Source organism: Frankia nepalensis, from assembly GCF_016786325.1.
Classification (GTDB): domain Bacteria; phylum Actinomycetota; class Actinomycetes; order Frankiales; family Frankiaceae; genus Pseudofrankia; species Pseudofrankia nepalensis.
The window spans coordinates 53,612-67,977 of record NZ_JADWYU010000103.1; the positions used below are offsets into that span (position 1 = coordinate 53,612).

Annotated in this window: 13 protein-coding genes; 11 read left to right on the plus strand and 2 right to left on the minus strand. The window is 73.7% G+C overall.

Translation table 11 applies throughout. The features are described 5' to 3' along the window. The first annotated feature begins 341 nt into the window (after positions 1-341). The 8 genes from I6A81_RS12420 (at position 342) to I6A81_RS12455 (ending at position 10,396) form a co-directional block, all read left to right on the plus strand. A complete protein-coding gene (locus I6A81_RS12420) occupies positions 342-1,208 on the plus strand; it encodes a phosphatidate cytidylyltransferase (protein ID WP_203005820.1) in 867 nt (288 codons plus the stop codon). A gap of 91 nt (positions 1,209-1,299) precedes the next feature. Next, positions 1,300-2,793: a 23S rRNA (adenine(2503)-C(2))-methyltransferase RlmN gene (gene rlmN / locus I6A81_RS12425; protein ID WP_238430223.1), complete on the plus strand. Its 1,494-nt coding sequence runs from the start codon at positions 1,300-1,302 to the stop codon at positions 2,791-2,793. A gap of 169 nt (positions 2,794-2,962) precedes the next feature. Further along, entirely contained in the window at positions 2,963-4,189 is a 1,227-nt protein-coding gene (locus I6A81_RS12430; RefSeq protein ID WP_203005821.1) for an alpha/beta hydrolase family esterase, read from the plus strand. Between the two features lie 210 nt (positions 4,190-4,399). Next, positions 4,400-5,626 (plus strand): 1-deoxy-D-xylulose-5-phosphate reductoisomerase, encoded by a 1,227-nt coding sequence (gene dxr, locus I6A81_RS12435; RefSeq protein WP_203005822.1) that lies wholly within the window; start codon positions 4,400-4,402, stop codon positions 5,624-5,626. After that, positions 5,623-6,804: a M50 family metallopeptidase gene (locus I6A81_RS12440; RefSeq protein WP_203005823.1), complete on the plus strand. Its 1,182-nt coding sequence runs from the start codon at positions 5,623-5,625 to the stop codon at positions 6,802-6,804. Before dxr ends, I6A81_RS12440 begins: the two co-directional genes overlap by 4 nt. Positions 6,805-6,972: 168 nt before the next feature. Next, entirely contained in the window at positions 6,973-8,127 is a 1,155-nt protein-coding gene (gene ispG, locus I6A81_RS12445; protein WP_203005824.1) for a flavodoxin-dependent (E)-4-hydroxy-3-methylbut-2-enyl-diphosphate synthase, read from the plus strand. Positions 8,128-8,142: 15 nt separating this feature from the next. Further along, the gene (locus tag I6A81_RS12450; RefSeq protein ID WP_203005825.1) at positions 8,143-8,994 is read left to right on the plus strand and encodes a GNAT family N-acetyltransferase; all 852 of its coding nucleotides are present in this window, start codon (positions 8,143-8,145) and stop codon (positions 8,992-8,994) included. Positions 8,995-9,940: 946 nt separating this feature from the next. Beyond that, positions 9,941-10,396: an RrF2 family transcriptional regulator gene (locus I6A81_RS12455; RefSeq protein WP_203005826.1), complete on the plus strand. Its 456-nt coding sequence runs from the start codon at positions 9,941-9,943 to the stop codon at positions 10,394-10,396. A gap of 13 nt (positions 10,397-10,409) precedes the next feature. On the opposite strand, the gene I6A81_RS12460 is transcribed toward I6A81_RS12455, so the two are convergent. Next, positions 10,410-10,931 (minus strand): DUF4439 domain-containing protein, encoded by a 522-nt coding sequence (locus I6A81_RS12460; RefSeq protein WP_203005827.1) that lies wholly within the window; start codon positions 10,929-10,931, stop codon positions 10,410-10,412. 37 nt (positions 10,932-10,968) lie between these two features. Further along, positions 10,969-11,490 carry a hypothetical protein gene (locus I6A81_RS12465; protein ID WP_238430226.1) on the minus strand — a complete coding sequence of 174 codons (522 nt, stop codon included), beginning with the start codon at positions 11,488-11,490 and terminating at the stop codon, positions 10,969-10,971. 484 nt (positions 11,491-11,974) lie between these two features. On the opposite strand from I6A81_RS12465, the gene rimP reads away from it, so the two are divergent. Genes rimP through I6A81_RS12480 form a run of 3 tightly spaced genes read left to right on the plus strand, consistent with a single transcriptional unit; the run spans position 11,975 to position 14,305 of the window. Further along, positions 11,975-12,820, plus strand: coding sequence for a ribosome maturation factor RimP (gene rimP / locus I6A81_RS12470; protein WP_307874622.1), 846 nt, complete (start codon positions 11,975-11,977; stop codon positions 12,818-12,820). Continuing rightward, complete coding sequence (gene nusA, locus I6A81_RS12475; RefSeq protein ID WP_203005830.1) at positions 12,817-13,983, plus strand: transcription termination factor NusA; 1,167 nt, start codon at positions 12,817-12,819, stop codon at positions 13,981-13,983. Before rimP ends, nusA begins: the two co-directional genes overlap by 4 nt. Positions 13,984-14,038: 55 nt before the next feature. Continuing rightward, the gene (locus tag I6A81_RS12480; protein WP_307874623.1) at positions 14,039-14,305 is read left to right on the plus strand and encodes a YlxR family protein; all 267 of its coding nucleotides are present in this window, start codon (positions 14,039-14,041) and stop codon (positions 14,303-14,305) included. Positions 14,306-14,366 lie beyond the last annotated feature (61 nt).

Below are 14,366 nucleotides of genomic sequence, written 5' to 3' on the forward strand. Positions count from 1 at the left end.
CTGGCGTATCGGCGGAGCCGATCGGTGAGGTCCGGGAGCTGGCCGGGGAGGTTCGGGAACCCGGAGTTCCCGCTGGATCCGGGATCCCTGCCCGATCCGGGGTTCCTGCCCGATCCGGGGTTCCTGGCGTATCGGCGGAGCCGTTCGGTGAGGTCCGGGAGTCGATCGGTGAGGTCCGGGAGCCAGCCGGTGAGATCCGGGAGCCGACCCAGCGGGCCTACCGGGAGGTTCGCGGCGAGCAGGCAGGCGAGCGGGCACCGGAATCCGTGCGCGTCCACGCGGACGCGGCCGTGGGGGAGGAACCCGGCGAGTCGGCCGTCGCCGCGTCAGGGGCCGTTGCCATGAGCTCACCCGCGACAGCCAAGCCGCCGCCTTCCCGCCCGGGCCGGCGGCGGATCCGCGCCGGGCGTAACCTGCCGGCCGCCATCGCGGTCGGCGTCGTGCTCGGTGCCCTGATCCTGGTCCCCCTGTTCACCCTCAAGGCGGGATTCGTCGGCGTCGTCAGCGTGGCGGTGGCGATAGGCACCTTCGAGGTGGTCCGCGCCCTGCGGCTGGCGGGTCTGCGCCCCTCCCTGCCTCCGCTGGTCGCCGGCGCCGTGGCGATGCCGGTCGCCGCCTACCTGGGCGGCCCGGGCGCGCTGGTCGGCGCGCTGGCGGTCACCGTGCTCGCCGCGGCGGCGGCGCGCGCCGTCGGCGAACCGGCGGGCCTGCTGGAGGACCTGGCGGCCACGGTCTTCGCCGCCGTCTACGTCGGCTTCGCCGCCGGGTTCGCCATGCTGCTCACCGCGCAGGCCGATGGCCACTGGCGGGTGGTCGCCTTCCTCGGCACGGTCGTCGCGAGCGACATCGGCGGCTACACCGCCGGAGTGCTCTCCGGTGGGCGCCACAAGCTCGCGCCCACCGTGTCGCCCGGCAAGTCCTGGGAGGGCTTCGCGGGCTCGGCGCTGGCCTGTGTGCTGGTCGCGAGCGTCGTGGTCGCCTGGCCGCTGGGCGGCCATGTCTGGCAGGGGGTGCTGCTGGGGCTCGCGGTGGTCTGCACCGCGACCGTCGGTGACCTCGGCGAGTCGCTGCTCAAGCGCGACATCGGCATCAAGGACATGGGCAACCTGCTGCCCGGCCACGGTGGGATCATGGATCGGCTCGACTCCCTGTTGTGCACGGCTCCCGTCGCCTGGCTACTGATCACAGCTTTCCTGCCGCCGAGCTGACGGAACGTACCGCGCGTTCGTGCGCAGTGTGTTGCTCGCCCGCCGACGTGGACACCTGCCCGCGCGTCCGGTTTGGCACACTGGATGGGCCATGACAGCCACCAGCGCCGAGACCGGCGATGCCGCCGGGACCGAAGGCGCCGCCAGGATCGAAGGCACCGCCCACCCGGACGGCGCCCGGCCGGTCGACGGCCCGGCCGGACGGGCTTCGGCGCCCCCCACTTCGCAGCCCCGCGCTTCGGCGCCTCCTACCTCGGCGCCCCTCAGCCTGACGCCGCGCCGGGTCAGGCCGCCGAGGCACCTCGCCGACCTGTCCCGCGAGGAGCGGCGGGCGCTGGCCGTGGAGCTCGGCCAGCCGGCCTTCCGGGCCGACCAGGTCGCGAGGCACTACTTCGCCCGGCTCGCCGCTCCTGGGGACACGGCGGGCATGACCGACCTGCCGGCCGCCGCCCGCGGCCCGCTGGCCGACGCCCTGCTGCCCCGGCTGCTGACCGCCGCGAGAACGCTGACCTGTGACGACGGCGCCACCCGCAAGACGGCGTGGCGCACCGTCGACGGCGCGATGATCGAGTCGGTGCTGATGCGCTACCCGGACCGGGCGACCGTCTGCGTGTCCAGCCAGGCCGGCTGCGGCATGGGCTGCCCGTTCTGCGCGACCGGTCAGGGCGGGCTCATCCGCAACCTGACGGTCGCCGAGATCGTCGAACAGGTCGTGGACGCCGCCCGGGTGCTGCGCCGCGGTGAACTGCCCGGTGGCGGCGCCCGTGGCCAGGAGGAGCGCGACGACGCGTCCGGGGCCCGCGGCCCGAGCGCTCAGACGAGCCTGTCCAACGTTGTGTTCATGGGGATGGGCGAGCCACTCGCCAACTACCGGGCGCTGGTCACGGCGCTGCGCCGCCTCACCCAGCCGCCGCCGGACGGGCTCGGCCTGTCCGCCCGGTCGCTCACGGTCTCGACGGTGGGGCTGGTGCCGGCGATCGGCCGGCTGGCGCGCGAGGGGCTGCCGGTGCGGCTCGCGGTCTCGCTGCACGCCCCGGACGACGAGCTGCGCGACACCCTGGTGCCGGTCAACACCCGCTGGAAGGTGGCCGAGGTGCTTGACGCCGCCTGGGAGTACGCGGCGCTGACCGGCCGGCGGGTCAGCATCGAGTACGCGCTCATCGACGACGTCAACGACCAGCCGGAGCGGGCCGACCTGCTCGCCCGGCTGCTCGCCGGCCGGCTGGCGCACGTCAACCTGATCCCGCTGAACCCGACCCGCGGGGTGGACTGGCGCGCGAGCGCCGCGACGCGGGAACGCGAGTTCGTCGCCCGGCTGCGCGCCCGCGGGATCACGACCACCGTCCGCGACACCCGGGGCCGGGAGATCGAGGCCGCCTGCGGCCAGCTCGCCGCGGACGGCACCGCCGGCGGGAGCCTCGGGGCCCGTCGGCGAGGCGGCGGCGCCGTGCCCACCGGTCCGGCCGATCTCGGCGACCTCGCCGATCTGGACCTTGCCGATCTGGACCTCCCCGGCCTGGAGGGCGCTGGGCTGGACGGCGCCGTCGGCTCCGGCGAAGCGGACGTGGCCCGTGGCCGTCGATAATCCTTCCTCCCGCGGCACCCCCGTGGGCCGTGGCATATCCGGCTCGACTGGCCGGGGACCGGTCCGGACGGGTGAAGCTCGTGGTTCCGCCCGGGCCGGTGAGGCCGATTCGGGCGGCCCAGGCGTCTCGGCCCGGCGGGTCTCCGCCGGCTCCGCCACCGGCCGGCCGGTGGCCGGCCGCGCCGGCGCGCGGGGGCGCCGGGCGGGCTCCCGCCGCGCGGGCGGCTCCGCCGGTGGCCGGGCCTCGGCGCCGAACAGGACCACCACCGTCTGGCTGCCCATCGCCGCCGCGCTCGTGGTGGTCGCCCTGCTGCTCGGGTACGCGTTCGTGAGCGACCCAGGCGACGAGCCGACGGCCGGCGGAGACGGCCTCGCGGCGGCCGCCGCGAGAGCCGGGTACCCCGAGGACGCCAGCGAGCCGGGAGACGAAGGCGGCGACGGCGGCGGCTCAGGGGCCGATGACGGCGCCTCCGTCATCGTTCCCGTTGGCCCGAGCGGCTGCGAGACCGGCAAGACCCTGCCCGCGGGCGTGACGACCGAGACGGTCACCGTTGGCAAGTCCAAGCGGAGCTTCCTGCTCGCCGTCCCGGCGGACACGCCGGCCGGCGAGCCGCGCCCGCTGATCCTGAACTTCCACGCGGCCGGCCAGCCACCGACCGACCTGGAGGCCTACACCGGCCTCGCTGGGGAAGCGACGAAGCAGGGGTATGTCGTCGTCGACCCGGCCGGTGTGGACAACCGGTGGAACTTCGCCTCCTCGGGCGGAGGCCAGCCGGACGACATCGCGTTCGTCGCCGCGTTGCTGGCCGACCTGCGTACCCGCGGCTGCCTGGCGGACGGACGAGTCTTCGCCACCGGGTTCGGGGACGGCGCCGACATGGCGGTCGCCGCCAGCTGCGCGCTGCCCGGCCGGATCGCGGCGATCGTCTCCGTTGCCGGCAGCGTCGTCCCGGCCGACTGCGAGAAGCCGATCACGAACCTGTTCGAGATCCACGGGGCCGAGGACCCGGTCGCGCCCTGGGACGGCGGCGGCGCGCCGCGGGCCACGCCATCCGGCGAGGTCACCGCGCAGCCGGTGACCGAGCGCCTCGGCCGCTACGCCCGGGGCGCCGGCTGTGACGCGGAGCCGACCAACCAGCAGCTGCCCGGGCTCGGCGAGCTGACCGCGTGGGCCTGCGATGGCAAGCCCGATGTCGGCGCGCTCCGGGTGGCCAGGGGTGGCCACACCTGGCCGCAGGCCGAGGCGCGCCCCGATCTCGGCCCGACGGCGACCTCGTTCAGCGCGACGGTCGTAAGTCTGCTGTACTTCCGGGCCCATCCGGTGGTCGGTGCCGTGGTGTCGCCGACCTCGCCCGGTCTGGCTCAGTCCCTCGGTGACGCGCTCGCGGGCGGCTGACCCGGTTCGCCGCGGCTGGCCGCGGCCGGGGCGATCGGCGCCGATGTGGCGAACTTCTCCACTTCCTCCCGAGTTCTGGGGAACCGGGCGCTGGAGCTGCGCGATCGCGGGCAGCGGCGTCGGGAGGTCCGCGGGAGCTGTCATGAACCGAACAGGGGTGAAGCGAACAGGCCGTCGTCGGGCGGTGGATGGGCCTGCGACAATGGGGTGGTGTCGCAGCCGCGGGTCGTTCGTGAGGTCGTTCTGCTCGGGTCGACGGGATCGATCGGGACTCAGGCAATCGATGTAGTTCGCCGCAACCCGGACAAGTTCCGGGTGGTCGGACTGCTCGGGGGCGGAGGGCGGGTGGATCTGCTCGCCCAGCAGGCCCTCGACCTGGGTGTCGAAGTGGTAGGGGTGGCGGCCGCGTCCGCCGCGCAGGATCTCCAGATCGCGTTCTACGCGGAGGCGTCCAAGCGCGGGTTCCGGCGTGGCGAGTTCGCCGTCCCGAAGATCCTGGCTGGTCCGGAGGCGGCGATCGAGATCGCCGCCTGGCCCTGCGACGTCGTGCTCAACGGCGTCACCGGGTCCGTCGGCCTCGCGCCGACGCTGTCCGCGCTCGCCGCCGGGCGCACCGTCGCCCTGGCGAACAAGGAGTCGTTGGTGGCCGGCGGGCCACTGGTGCTCGACGCGCTCGACGGCGACCCCGACCGGCTGATCCCGGTGGACTCCGAGCACTCGGCGCTGGCGCAGTGCCTGCGCGGCGGCCGGCGCGAGGAGGTGCGCAAGCTGGTGCTCACCGCCAGCGGCGGGCCGTTCCGCGGCAAGCGCCGGGAGGAGCTGGCCGCCGTCACCCGGGAGCAGGCGCTGGCCCACCCGACCTGGGACATGGGCCCGTTCGTCACGATCAACTCCGCCACCCTGATGAACAAGGGGCTGGAGCTGATCGAGGCGCACCTGTTCTTCGGTGTCCCCTACGACGACATCGCGGTGGTCGTGCACCCGCAGTCGCTGGTGCACTCGATGGTCGAGTTCTATGACGGTTCGACGATCGCGCAGGTCTCGCCGCCGGACATGCGGCTGCCGATCGCGCTCGCGCTCGGCTGGCCCGACCGGGTTCCCGAGGCGCAGCGCCCGATGGACTGGACCACGGCCCAGACCATGACGTTCTTCCCGCTCGACGACGAGGCCTTCCCGTCCGTCGGGCTGGCCCGTGACTCGGGTAAGCGAGGCGGAACCGCGCCCGCGGTGTTCAACGCGGCCAACGAGGAAGCGGTCGGGGCCTTCCTGGCCGGGAAGCTGCCGTTCGTTCGGATCGTCGACATCGTCGCCGAGGTGCTCTCCGAGCACGAGGTGATCGCGAAGCCCACGCTCGAGGAGGTGTACGCCACCGAACGGGAGGCGCGCGCCGCGGCCGGACGGCTGATCGAGCGGGAAGGCACGGTGGTGTCCCGGTGATGCTGCTCGGCATCGTCGCCTTCGTGGCGGCGCTGCTCATCTCGGTGTGCCTGCACGAGGCCGGGCATTTCTTCACCGCTCGGCACTACGGCATGAAGGCCTCCCGGTTCTTCGTCGGCTTCGGCCCGACCCTGTGGTCACGCAAGCGCGGCGAGACGGAGTACGGCGTCAAGGCGATCCCGGCCGGGGGCTTCGTCAAGATCGAGGGGATGACCCCGCTCGAGGAGATCGACCCGGCCGACGTCCCGCGGGCGTTCTACAACAAGCCCGCCCGCGCCCGGCTGGTGGTGATGTCGGCGGGCTCGATCGTCCACTTCATCATCGCCATCGTCCTGATCTACGGCGTCCTGCTGACCCTGGGCACGCCGAAGGTGAGCGAGAACAAGATCGGCGCCACCAGCTGCGTGGCGACCACCGCCGAGTGCTCCGGGTCCGGGCCGGCGGCGGCCGCCGGCATGCGCCCGGGCGACCGGGTGATCAGCTTCGACGGCGTGCCGATCACGAAGTGGCAGCAGTTCACCCAGCTGGTTCGCGAGCACGGCGCGGGTCAGGCCACCGTGGTGGTCGACCGGGACGGCGAGCGCGTCACCCTGACACCCACGCTCGTCGAGGTGCTGCGCGACCGGGCGACCGGCGGGGAGGGGAAGGACCCGGTCGGCGCGATCGGCGTCAAACCGGGCATCGACTCCGAGCGCTACGGCCCGATCGCGGCGATCCCGCGCACCGGTGACGTCATCTGGACCGGCGTCACCGGGATGTACGAGACCCTGACCCACCGGCTCGACGATCTGGGCAACCTGTTCAGCGACAACCGGGACCCGGCCGGCTTCGTCAGTGTCGTGGGCGCGGCGCGCATCGGTGGCGACGTCGTCGCCGCCCCGGACAGCTCCTGGCCGGACCGGATCCGTGACTTCCTGGTCCTGGTCGCGGCGATCAACCTGGCTGTCGGGATCTTCAACCTGTTGCCGCTGTTGCCGCTGGACGGTGGCCACATCGCCGTCCTCGCGTTCGAGCAGGCCAGGCACGGGCTGCGGCGGCTGCGTGGCTACCGTGGTCCCGTGCAGCGGGTGGACTTCGCGAAGCTGTTACCAGCCACCTACGCGACGGTGATCGTGCTGCTCGGATTCAGCCTGCTCATCCTGTCCGCCGACATCGTCAACCCGATCCGTCTGCAGTGACCCGCGCTGACCCGTGCCGCTGGACCTCGGACCTCCCAGATCGGCGCCCGGACCTCCCGGATCGGCGAAGCCGATCCGGGAGGAACCCCGGATCCGGCAGGAACCCGGGGAAAGAACCGCGCCGGGCACGCACACCGCTTCCGAATCCCAGTGAGGACTGAGGACACCGTGACCGTAACTCTGGGCATGCCACAGGCTCCGGCCCCTACCCTGGGCAAACGCCGGGTGAGCCGGCAGATCAAGGTCGGCAGCGTCCTGGTGGGCGGGGACGCGCCGGTCTCCGTGCAGTCGATGTGCACCACGCTGACCGCCGACGTGAACGCGACGCTGCAGCAGATCGCGCAGCTCACCGCGTCCGGCTGTCAGATCGTCCGGGTCGCCGTGCCGAGCCAGGACGACGCCGACGCACTCGCCGCGATCGCCCGCAAGTCGCCGATCCCGGTGATCGCCGACATCCACTTCCAGCCGAAGTACGTCTACGCCGCGATCGACGCCGGCTGCGCCGCCGTCCGCGTGAACCCCGGCAACATCAAGACGTTCGACGACAAGGTCGGCGAGATCGCGCGGCGCGCATCCGCCGCCGGCATCCCGATCCGCATCGGCGTCAACGCCGGCTCGCTCGACAAGCGGCTGCTCGCCAAGTACGGCAAGGCCACCCCGGAGGCGCTGGCCGAGTCGGCGCTGTGGGAGTGCTCGCTGTTCGAGGAGCACGGCTTCCGCGACATCAAGATCTCGGTCAAGCACCACGACCCGGTCGTCATGATCCAGGCCTACCGGCTGCTCGCCGCGCAGTGCGACTACCCGCTGCACCTGGGCGTCACCGAGGCCGGCCCGCAGTTCCAGGGCACCATCAAGTCGGCCGTCGCGTTCGGCGCCCTGCTCGCCGAGGGCATCGGCGACACCCTGCGGGTGTCGCTGTCCGCGCCGCCGGTCGAGGAGGTCAAGGTCGGCACGGCGATCCTGGAGTCGCTCGGGCTGCGCGAGCGCCGCCTCGAGATCGTCTCCTGCCCGTCCTGCGGCCGCGCCCAGGTGGACGTCTACACCCTGGCCAACCAGGTCTCCGCGGGCCTCGAGGGCATGACCATCCCGCTGCGGGTCGCCGTCATGGGCTGCGTCGTCAACGGCCCGGGCGAAGCCCGCGAGGCCGACCTCGGTGTCGCCTCCGGCAACGGCAAGGGCCAGATCTTCGTCCGCGGCGAGGTCATCAAGACCGTGCCCGAGGCGCAGATCGTCGAGACACTGATCGAGGAGGCCATGCGCCTCGCGGAGGAGATGGAAGCGGAGGGCGTCGCCTCCGGAGAGCCCTCCGTCTCCGTCAGCTAGAAAGCACGACGCTGGATGGGCCTGCCGCTGCGGTCCACCCCTGTCCGGCTGCTCGACGACCGGGATCTGCCCGCGGTCCGTCAGCTGCTGGCCCGTGACCCGGTCACCGACGTGTTCGTCGCGTCCCGGGTGGAGGCGTGCGGGCTCGACCCGTGGCGGCTGGGCGCCGAGGTCTGGGGGCACATCGTCGACGGCAGGATCGCGGCGCTGTGCTACTCCGGCGCGAACCTGTGGCCGGTCGGCGCAGGGCCCGCCTCCGTGCGGCTGTTCGCGGAGCGGGCCCGGCGCGCCGGCCGGCGCTGCTCGTCGATCGTCGGCGAGGCCGGCTCGGTCGCCGAGCTCTGGCGCCACCTCGAGCCGGCATGGGGCCCGGCCCGCGAAGTGCGCGCCGAGCAGCCGCTGCTCGTCATCGACGGCCCGCCGCTCATCGCGCCGGACCGGCTGGTTCGCCTGGTCCGACCCGACGAACTGGACGTGCTGCTGCCGGCCAGCGTCGCGATGTTCACCGAGGAGATCGGGGTGTCCCCGGTGGGCGCGGACGGCGGCACCCTCTACCGCGCCCGGGTCGCGGAGTTCATCGGACAGCGCCGCTCGTTCGCGCGGATCGAGGACGGGCGGGTGCTGTTCAAGGCGGAGATCGGCGCGGTCGCCGGCGGGGTCTGCCAGGTGCAGGGCGTCTGGGTCGACCCGTCGATGCGCGGCCGCGGGCTGGGCGCCGCCGGGACGGCCAGCGTCGTCGCCCTCGCCCAGAGCATGTACGCGCCGGTCGTGAGCCTCTACGTCAACGACTTCAACCTGCCCGCCCGCCGCGCCTACGCGCGGGTCGGCTTCGACCGCGTCGGCACCTTCGCGTCGGTGCTCTTTTGATGGTTCGCTCCGTCCGGGCGGCGCGCTCCGGCCCCGTCCTTGCTTCGCTGCGGACGGGACCTCCGCGCGCCGTCCTCCTCCGCGAACGTGCGCTCCGGCGACCTCCGCTGCGGCCCGCCACTTCGCTTCGCTCGTGGCGGGCCTCCGCGGAGGCGCGCCTGCGCGCCAGCTCGGTTACGACGTTCTCGACCAGTCCATCCCGGGCTACCCCTTGCTGGGAGCCACTTCGCTTCGCTCGTGGTGGGTCTGCGTGGAGGCCCGTCAGTTCGGTATAGGGCGCCTCGGTCGGGTCTGTTCAGGGCTGCGTCCTCGCGGGGAGCCGCTTCGCTTTGCTCGTGGCGGGTGTCCGGGGATGCGGGTCTGCGTGGCAGTTCGGTTTCGGGGGCCTTGGTCGGGTCTGTTCAGGGTTGCGCCCTGGCGGGGAGCCGCTTCGCTTTGCTCGTGGCGGGTGTCCGGGGAGGCGCGCTTGCGTGGCAGTTCGGTTTTGGGGACCTTGGTCGGGTCTGTTCAGGGTTGTGCCCTCGCGGGGGAGCCATTCGCTTCGGTTGTGGTGGGTGTCCGTGGGGGGGCTCTGGCTCAAATTCGGTGGTAACGCGGAGTCACCGCACACCGCAGCCCCGTGCGTGCCGCGTATGTCGGATATCGGCTCGTTTGGAGATGTCGCCGTGGCGGTCGAGGGACTCGGAAACGATCACCAGGCATCTGGTTCGGTCGTGTTCGCCGCCTGCCGCGTCGACTGCGCCTGCTAACAGACGGTCACCACCGAATTCGAGCCAGAGCCCGTGGGGGTGTGTCTGCGTGCCGGTTCGGCTGTGAAGGCTTGAACGTTGTTCCCTGGACTGGCCCGTTCGGTTGGTCGGCCGGTCAAGAGGCGGCGGCGTCCAGCTGTTGGGGCCCGTCAGACCCGGCGCGCGCGCCCGGGCGCGGGGGACGGCAAGATGGAGACATGCAGATCTCCGCGCGCGCCGACTACGCTCTGCGCGCCCTGCTGACCCTGGCCGCCAGTGACGGTGGGCTGGTCAAGGGCGAGACCCTTGCCTCGGCGCAGGACCTGCCGCTGCGGTTCCTTGAGAACATCCTCACCGACCTGCGCCGCAGCGGGCTGGTGACCAGCCGGCGCGGCGCGGAGGGTGGCTATCAGCTGGCCCGGCCGGCCAGCGAGATCGACGTGGCGACGGTGATCAGGGCCACGGACGGCCCGCTGGCCGGTGTGCGCGGCCGCCGTCCCGAGGAGGTCACCTACGAGGGCGCGGCCAAGAACCTGCAGGACGTGTGGATCGCCGTCCGGGTGAGCCTGCGCCAGGTGCTGGAGTCGGTCACGCTCGCCGACATCGCCACCGGCGAGCTTCCCGAGATCGTCCGGGAGCGCGGCCGCGTCCCCGGGGCCTGGGCGCCGCGGTAGGCCACGGGCTCCCTCAGGGACGGCCGGGAAGCGCCGGAAGCACGGTGACAGGGTTCGCGCCGGCCGTCAGGCGGGCGCGCAGGGCGCGCAGGGCCGCCTGGCCGAGCGCGTCCACGACGAGTTCGCGGGCCGGCCCCGTGACCGCGCCGACCGCGTCGTAGGCCGCCGCGGCCGTCCGGTCGTCCAGCTCCGCGAGCAGCGTCAGCGCGCTCTGGACGTCCACCGGCCGGACCGGCAACGTGTATGCGGGCAGCGCGGCCGGCGGTTCCCCGCCGGCGTCGAGAATCAGCTCGGTCAGCCGGTCCCGCAGCTCCCGGTGGGCGGCGTAGGCCGCCAGCGCCAGGCCGCGCGCGTCGCGCGCCGGCGCGCCAAGCGGGGCGAGCGCGCCGCCGGCCGACGACGCCCCGTACATCGCCGCGTGCTCGACGGCGAGCAACGCGGACAGCGCCGCCGCCGCCTTCGGGTCCGGGGAGGGGGTCCCCTGGGGCGTTCCCGCCGGTTGGCTCGCCGCCGCCGTCGTGCCTGTCGTCGCCATAGCGCTTGTCGCCGTTCCTCGTGCGCCGGGTCGCGGGTCAGCCGGCCGAGCCGGCGAGGGAGAGCAGGTCGGCGTGGCAGGACTCGGCCGCGTGCAGACTCGCGAGCAGCGGGGCGAGGCCGGTCGTCGTGGACAGGCAGCCGGAGCGGTGCGCGCCCGCGGCCGTCCGCTCGGCCTCGGCGAGCCGCGCCAGCGCGCTGGCCCGCGCCGCCGGTGAGTCGTCCACACCTGGGGAGGCCGCGTTCGTCGGCGTTGCGGCGCCGACGGACCCGGTCGCGGTCGCCGAGGCGCTCGGGCTGGGGCCCGCGAGGGCCGGCACCTGCGTCGTCAGGGCGGCCAGATGCTGGGCATGGTGCGCACGCAGCGCGCCCAGCAGGCCGGCCAGCCCGGGATGACGGGCGATCGCGGCGTCGTAGCCGGCGAGCAGGCCACGCTCGGTGCGCGCCGCCGCCTCGGCGGCGGCGAGATCGGCCGGCGGCGGCGCCGGATCGTCGGGCAGCGACTGGGTGCAGCCCGCGGCGCCGGCCAGCCCCGCGGCCGCGAGCCCCGCGGCCGGCATCGCCAGCACCGCCCGCCTCGACGGACGCCCCTCCCCACGCACGTCCCGCAGCCAATCACACTCTGGTGCCGGTCGGGTGGGCGTCTCCGCCGGCTCCGGCGGCCGCTTCGGCCCAGGGGGCCCCATAAGCCCGCTGGCCGCCCTGGTTATCGCGTCAGGGCGCGATTGGAGGCTTACCGCGACGGACGTAGGCTAAGGATCTCGAGGGACCGCGGGTGACGTGGCCGGCGACGCGCTGGCCCGCGCCGGCGCGTGAGCCTGACAACTCGCGTGAACCTGACAACTCCTGACAACCAATGCCCGAGCCCCCGACCTCCGGTCGGCGTGGCCGGAGTGGGAAGGATCAGACGACGTGGCACGGGATGCGACCGGCCGCACGGGCCATCGGTCGCCGGGCGGCGCGACACGGCCTGGTAAGGCCGCGTATTCCGGGAGCGGCCAGCCCCCGAAGACGGGGCGGTCACCGGCGGCTCAGACCGGCGAGGTGACCGAGACCGGGGTTTCCGGTGGATCGGCGAGGTCAAACCGAGAGGCCGGGAGCGCCGCCGCGCCGCGGGCCGCGGTCGCCGAGCGGCTCGCCCCGGCGCTGGCCGAGGCCGGATTCGACCTGGAGGACCTCAGCCTGTCGCGCGCCGGCTCGCGCAGCGTGCTGCGGGTGGCCGTCGACCGCGACGGCGGGGTCGACCTGGACGCCGTCGCCGACGCCAGTCGGCTGATCTCCGACCTGCTCGACCGCGTCGGTGACGAGGTGGGCCTCACCGGGGCGTACGTGCTGGAGGTGACCTCACCGGGCGTCGACCGGCCGCTGACCGAGCCGCGACACTGGCGGCGGGCACGTGGCCGGCTCGTCGAGGCCCGGCGCGCCGACGGCGCCGTGGCGCTCGGCCGGGTGCTCGGCGCCGATGACGAGGGCGTCGACCTCGCGGTGCCCACCGGCCCCGCCCGCCGCGGCCGCCCGGCGCGGACCAGGATCGAGCGGCTGCGCTTCGCCGACGTGGCCCGGGCCGTGGTCCAGGTCGAGTTCGGCCACGATGCCGAGGCCGAGGGCGTCGACTCCGCGGACGCCGAGGCCGAGGCCGCGGACGTCGAGGCCGCCGAGGAGCTCCTGGACGGGGACGTCGTCCTGGAACTCGCCGGGGATCCCGACGACGCGGAGCCGGCGGGAACCGCGTTCGACGACGACGGGGCCGGCGACGGCGTCGACGACGGTCCTGACGAGTCCGATACCGGTGATGACCAGCCCGACGGCACCGCCAGGTCCCTGCAGGCACGAGACGGCGCGGGTCGCGAGGATGTCGGCGAGACCCCGGGTGAGGAGACGGACCGGTGAAGATTAACGTCGCCGAGCTACGCGGGATCGAGCGGGAATACGACCTCTCCTTCGACACCCTGGTGGAAGCGATCGAGACGGCGCTGCTGAAGGCCTACCAGCACACCCACGGCCAGCACACCCACCCCCAGCAGGTCGCCGGCTCCGCCGAGGAGCCGAGGCCGCCGGACGCCCGCGTGGTGGTCGACCGCAAGTCCGGCGAGGTGACCGTGCTGGCGCGCGAGACCCGCGAGGACGGCACGGCGCGGGAGTGGGACGACACGCCGGCCGACTTCGGCCGGATCGCCCAGATGACGGCCAAGCAGGTGATCATGCAGCGGCTGCGCGAGGCCAAGCAGGAGGTCACCTACGGCCAGTACGCCGACCGTGAGCACGAGGTCGTCTCGGGGGTCGTGCAGCACCACGAGCAGCGCGCCGGCTCGAGGGTCGTGCTCGTCGACCTGGGCACGGTCGAGGGCGTGCTGCCCCCGGCCGAGCAGGTTCCGGGCGAGCAGCTCGAGCACGGCGACCGCATCAAGTGCTACGTGGTGCACGTGGCGCGCGGGCCCCACGGCCCGTCGGTGACCCTGTCGCGGACCCACCCGGAGCTGGTGAAGGGGCTGTTCCGGCTGGAGGTCCCGGAGGTGGCCGACGGTACGGTGGAGATCGCCGCGATCGCGCGGGAGGCCGGTCATCGCAGCAAGATCGCCGTCCGCTCGAAGGTCGCCGGGGTGAACCCGAAGGGTGCCTGCATCGGCCCGATGGGCAGCCGGGTGCGGGCGGTGATGGCGGAACTGCACGGCGAGAAGATCGACATCGTCGACTGGTCGGCCGACCCGGCCACCTTCGTCGGCAACGCGCTCTCGCCCGCGCGGGTGTCGCGCGTCGAGGTGACGGACCTCGCCGGGCGGTCGGCCCGGGTGACAGTGCCGGACTACCAGCTTTCGCTCGCCATTGGCCGGGAAGGGCAGAACGCCCGGCTCGCCGCTCGGCTGACCAGCTGGCGGATCGATATTCACTCGGACACGGAAGGTGAACATGGTGGCGCCGGGCGACGCCCCGCCGAGCCCCCGCGCCGAGCGGGCGCGGGACCCGCGACCGCCCGCCGGGCGGACGGCGCGGCCGGGCCGGCCGGGCGCCGGTCACCGGCCACGGGCGGGCAGCCCAGGGGCGCAACGGGATAGACTCGCCGTGGCGCGTCGTGCGGAGCCGGTCCTTACCGGTCCTGTCCGTACCTGTGTGGGTTGCCGATCCCGGGCGGCGCGGTCCGACCTGTTGCGTATCGTCGTGGTAGACGGCGAACTTGTGCCAGATGTTCGTCGCCGGATGCCCGGCCGGGGGGCGCATGTGCATCCCGACCTGGCATGCCTCGACCTCGCGGAGCGCCGCCGAGCGTTCCCGCGGGCGTTGCGGGTACCCGGTCCGCTCGGGCTCGAGTGGGTCCGGGCTCACGTCCAGCGGATTCATGGTCCCAACCGGGACGATGGCGGCCTTGGACGTTGTTAGAGGTTTGGGCGGCGTCTCGCCGCCATGGGCATGCGCTTCGGCGCGTGTCCCACGTAACAGG

Bases quoted from the DNA above. Each gene is read 5' to 3' on its own strand.
- I6A81_RS12450 (WP_203005825.1), top strand. From the start codon at position 8,143: ATGGGCCTGCCGCTGCGGTCCACCCCTGTCCGGCTGCTCGACGACCGG.
- rlmN (WP_238430223.1), top strand. From the start codon at position 1,300: ATGACAGCCACCAGCGCCGAGACCGGCGATGCCGCCGGGACCGAAGGC.
- I6A81_RS12465 (WP_238430226.1), bottom strand. From the start codon at position 11,490: ATGCCGGCCGCGGGGCTCGCGGCCGCGGGGCTGGCCGGCGCCGCGGGC.
- I6A81_RS12455 (WP_203005826.1), top strand. From the start codon at position 9,941: ATGCAGATCTCCGCGCGCGCCGACTACGCTCTGCGCGCCCTGCTGACC.
- I6A81_RS12460 (WP_203005827.1), bottom strand. From the start codon at position 10,931: ATGGCGACGACAGGCACGACGGCGGCGGCGAGCCAACCGGCGGGAACG.
- I6A81_RS12420 (WP_203005820.1), top strand. From the start codon at position 342: ATGAGCTCACCCGCGACAGCCAAGCCGCCGCCTTCCCGCCCGGGCCGG.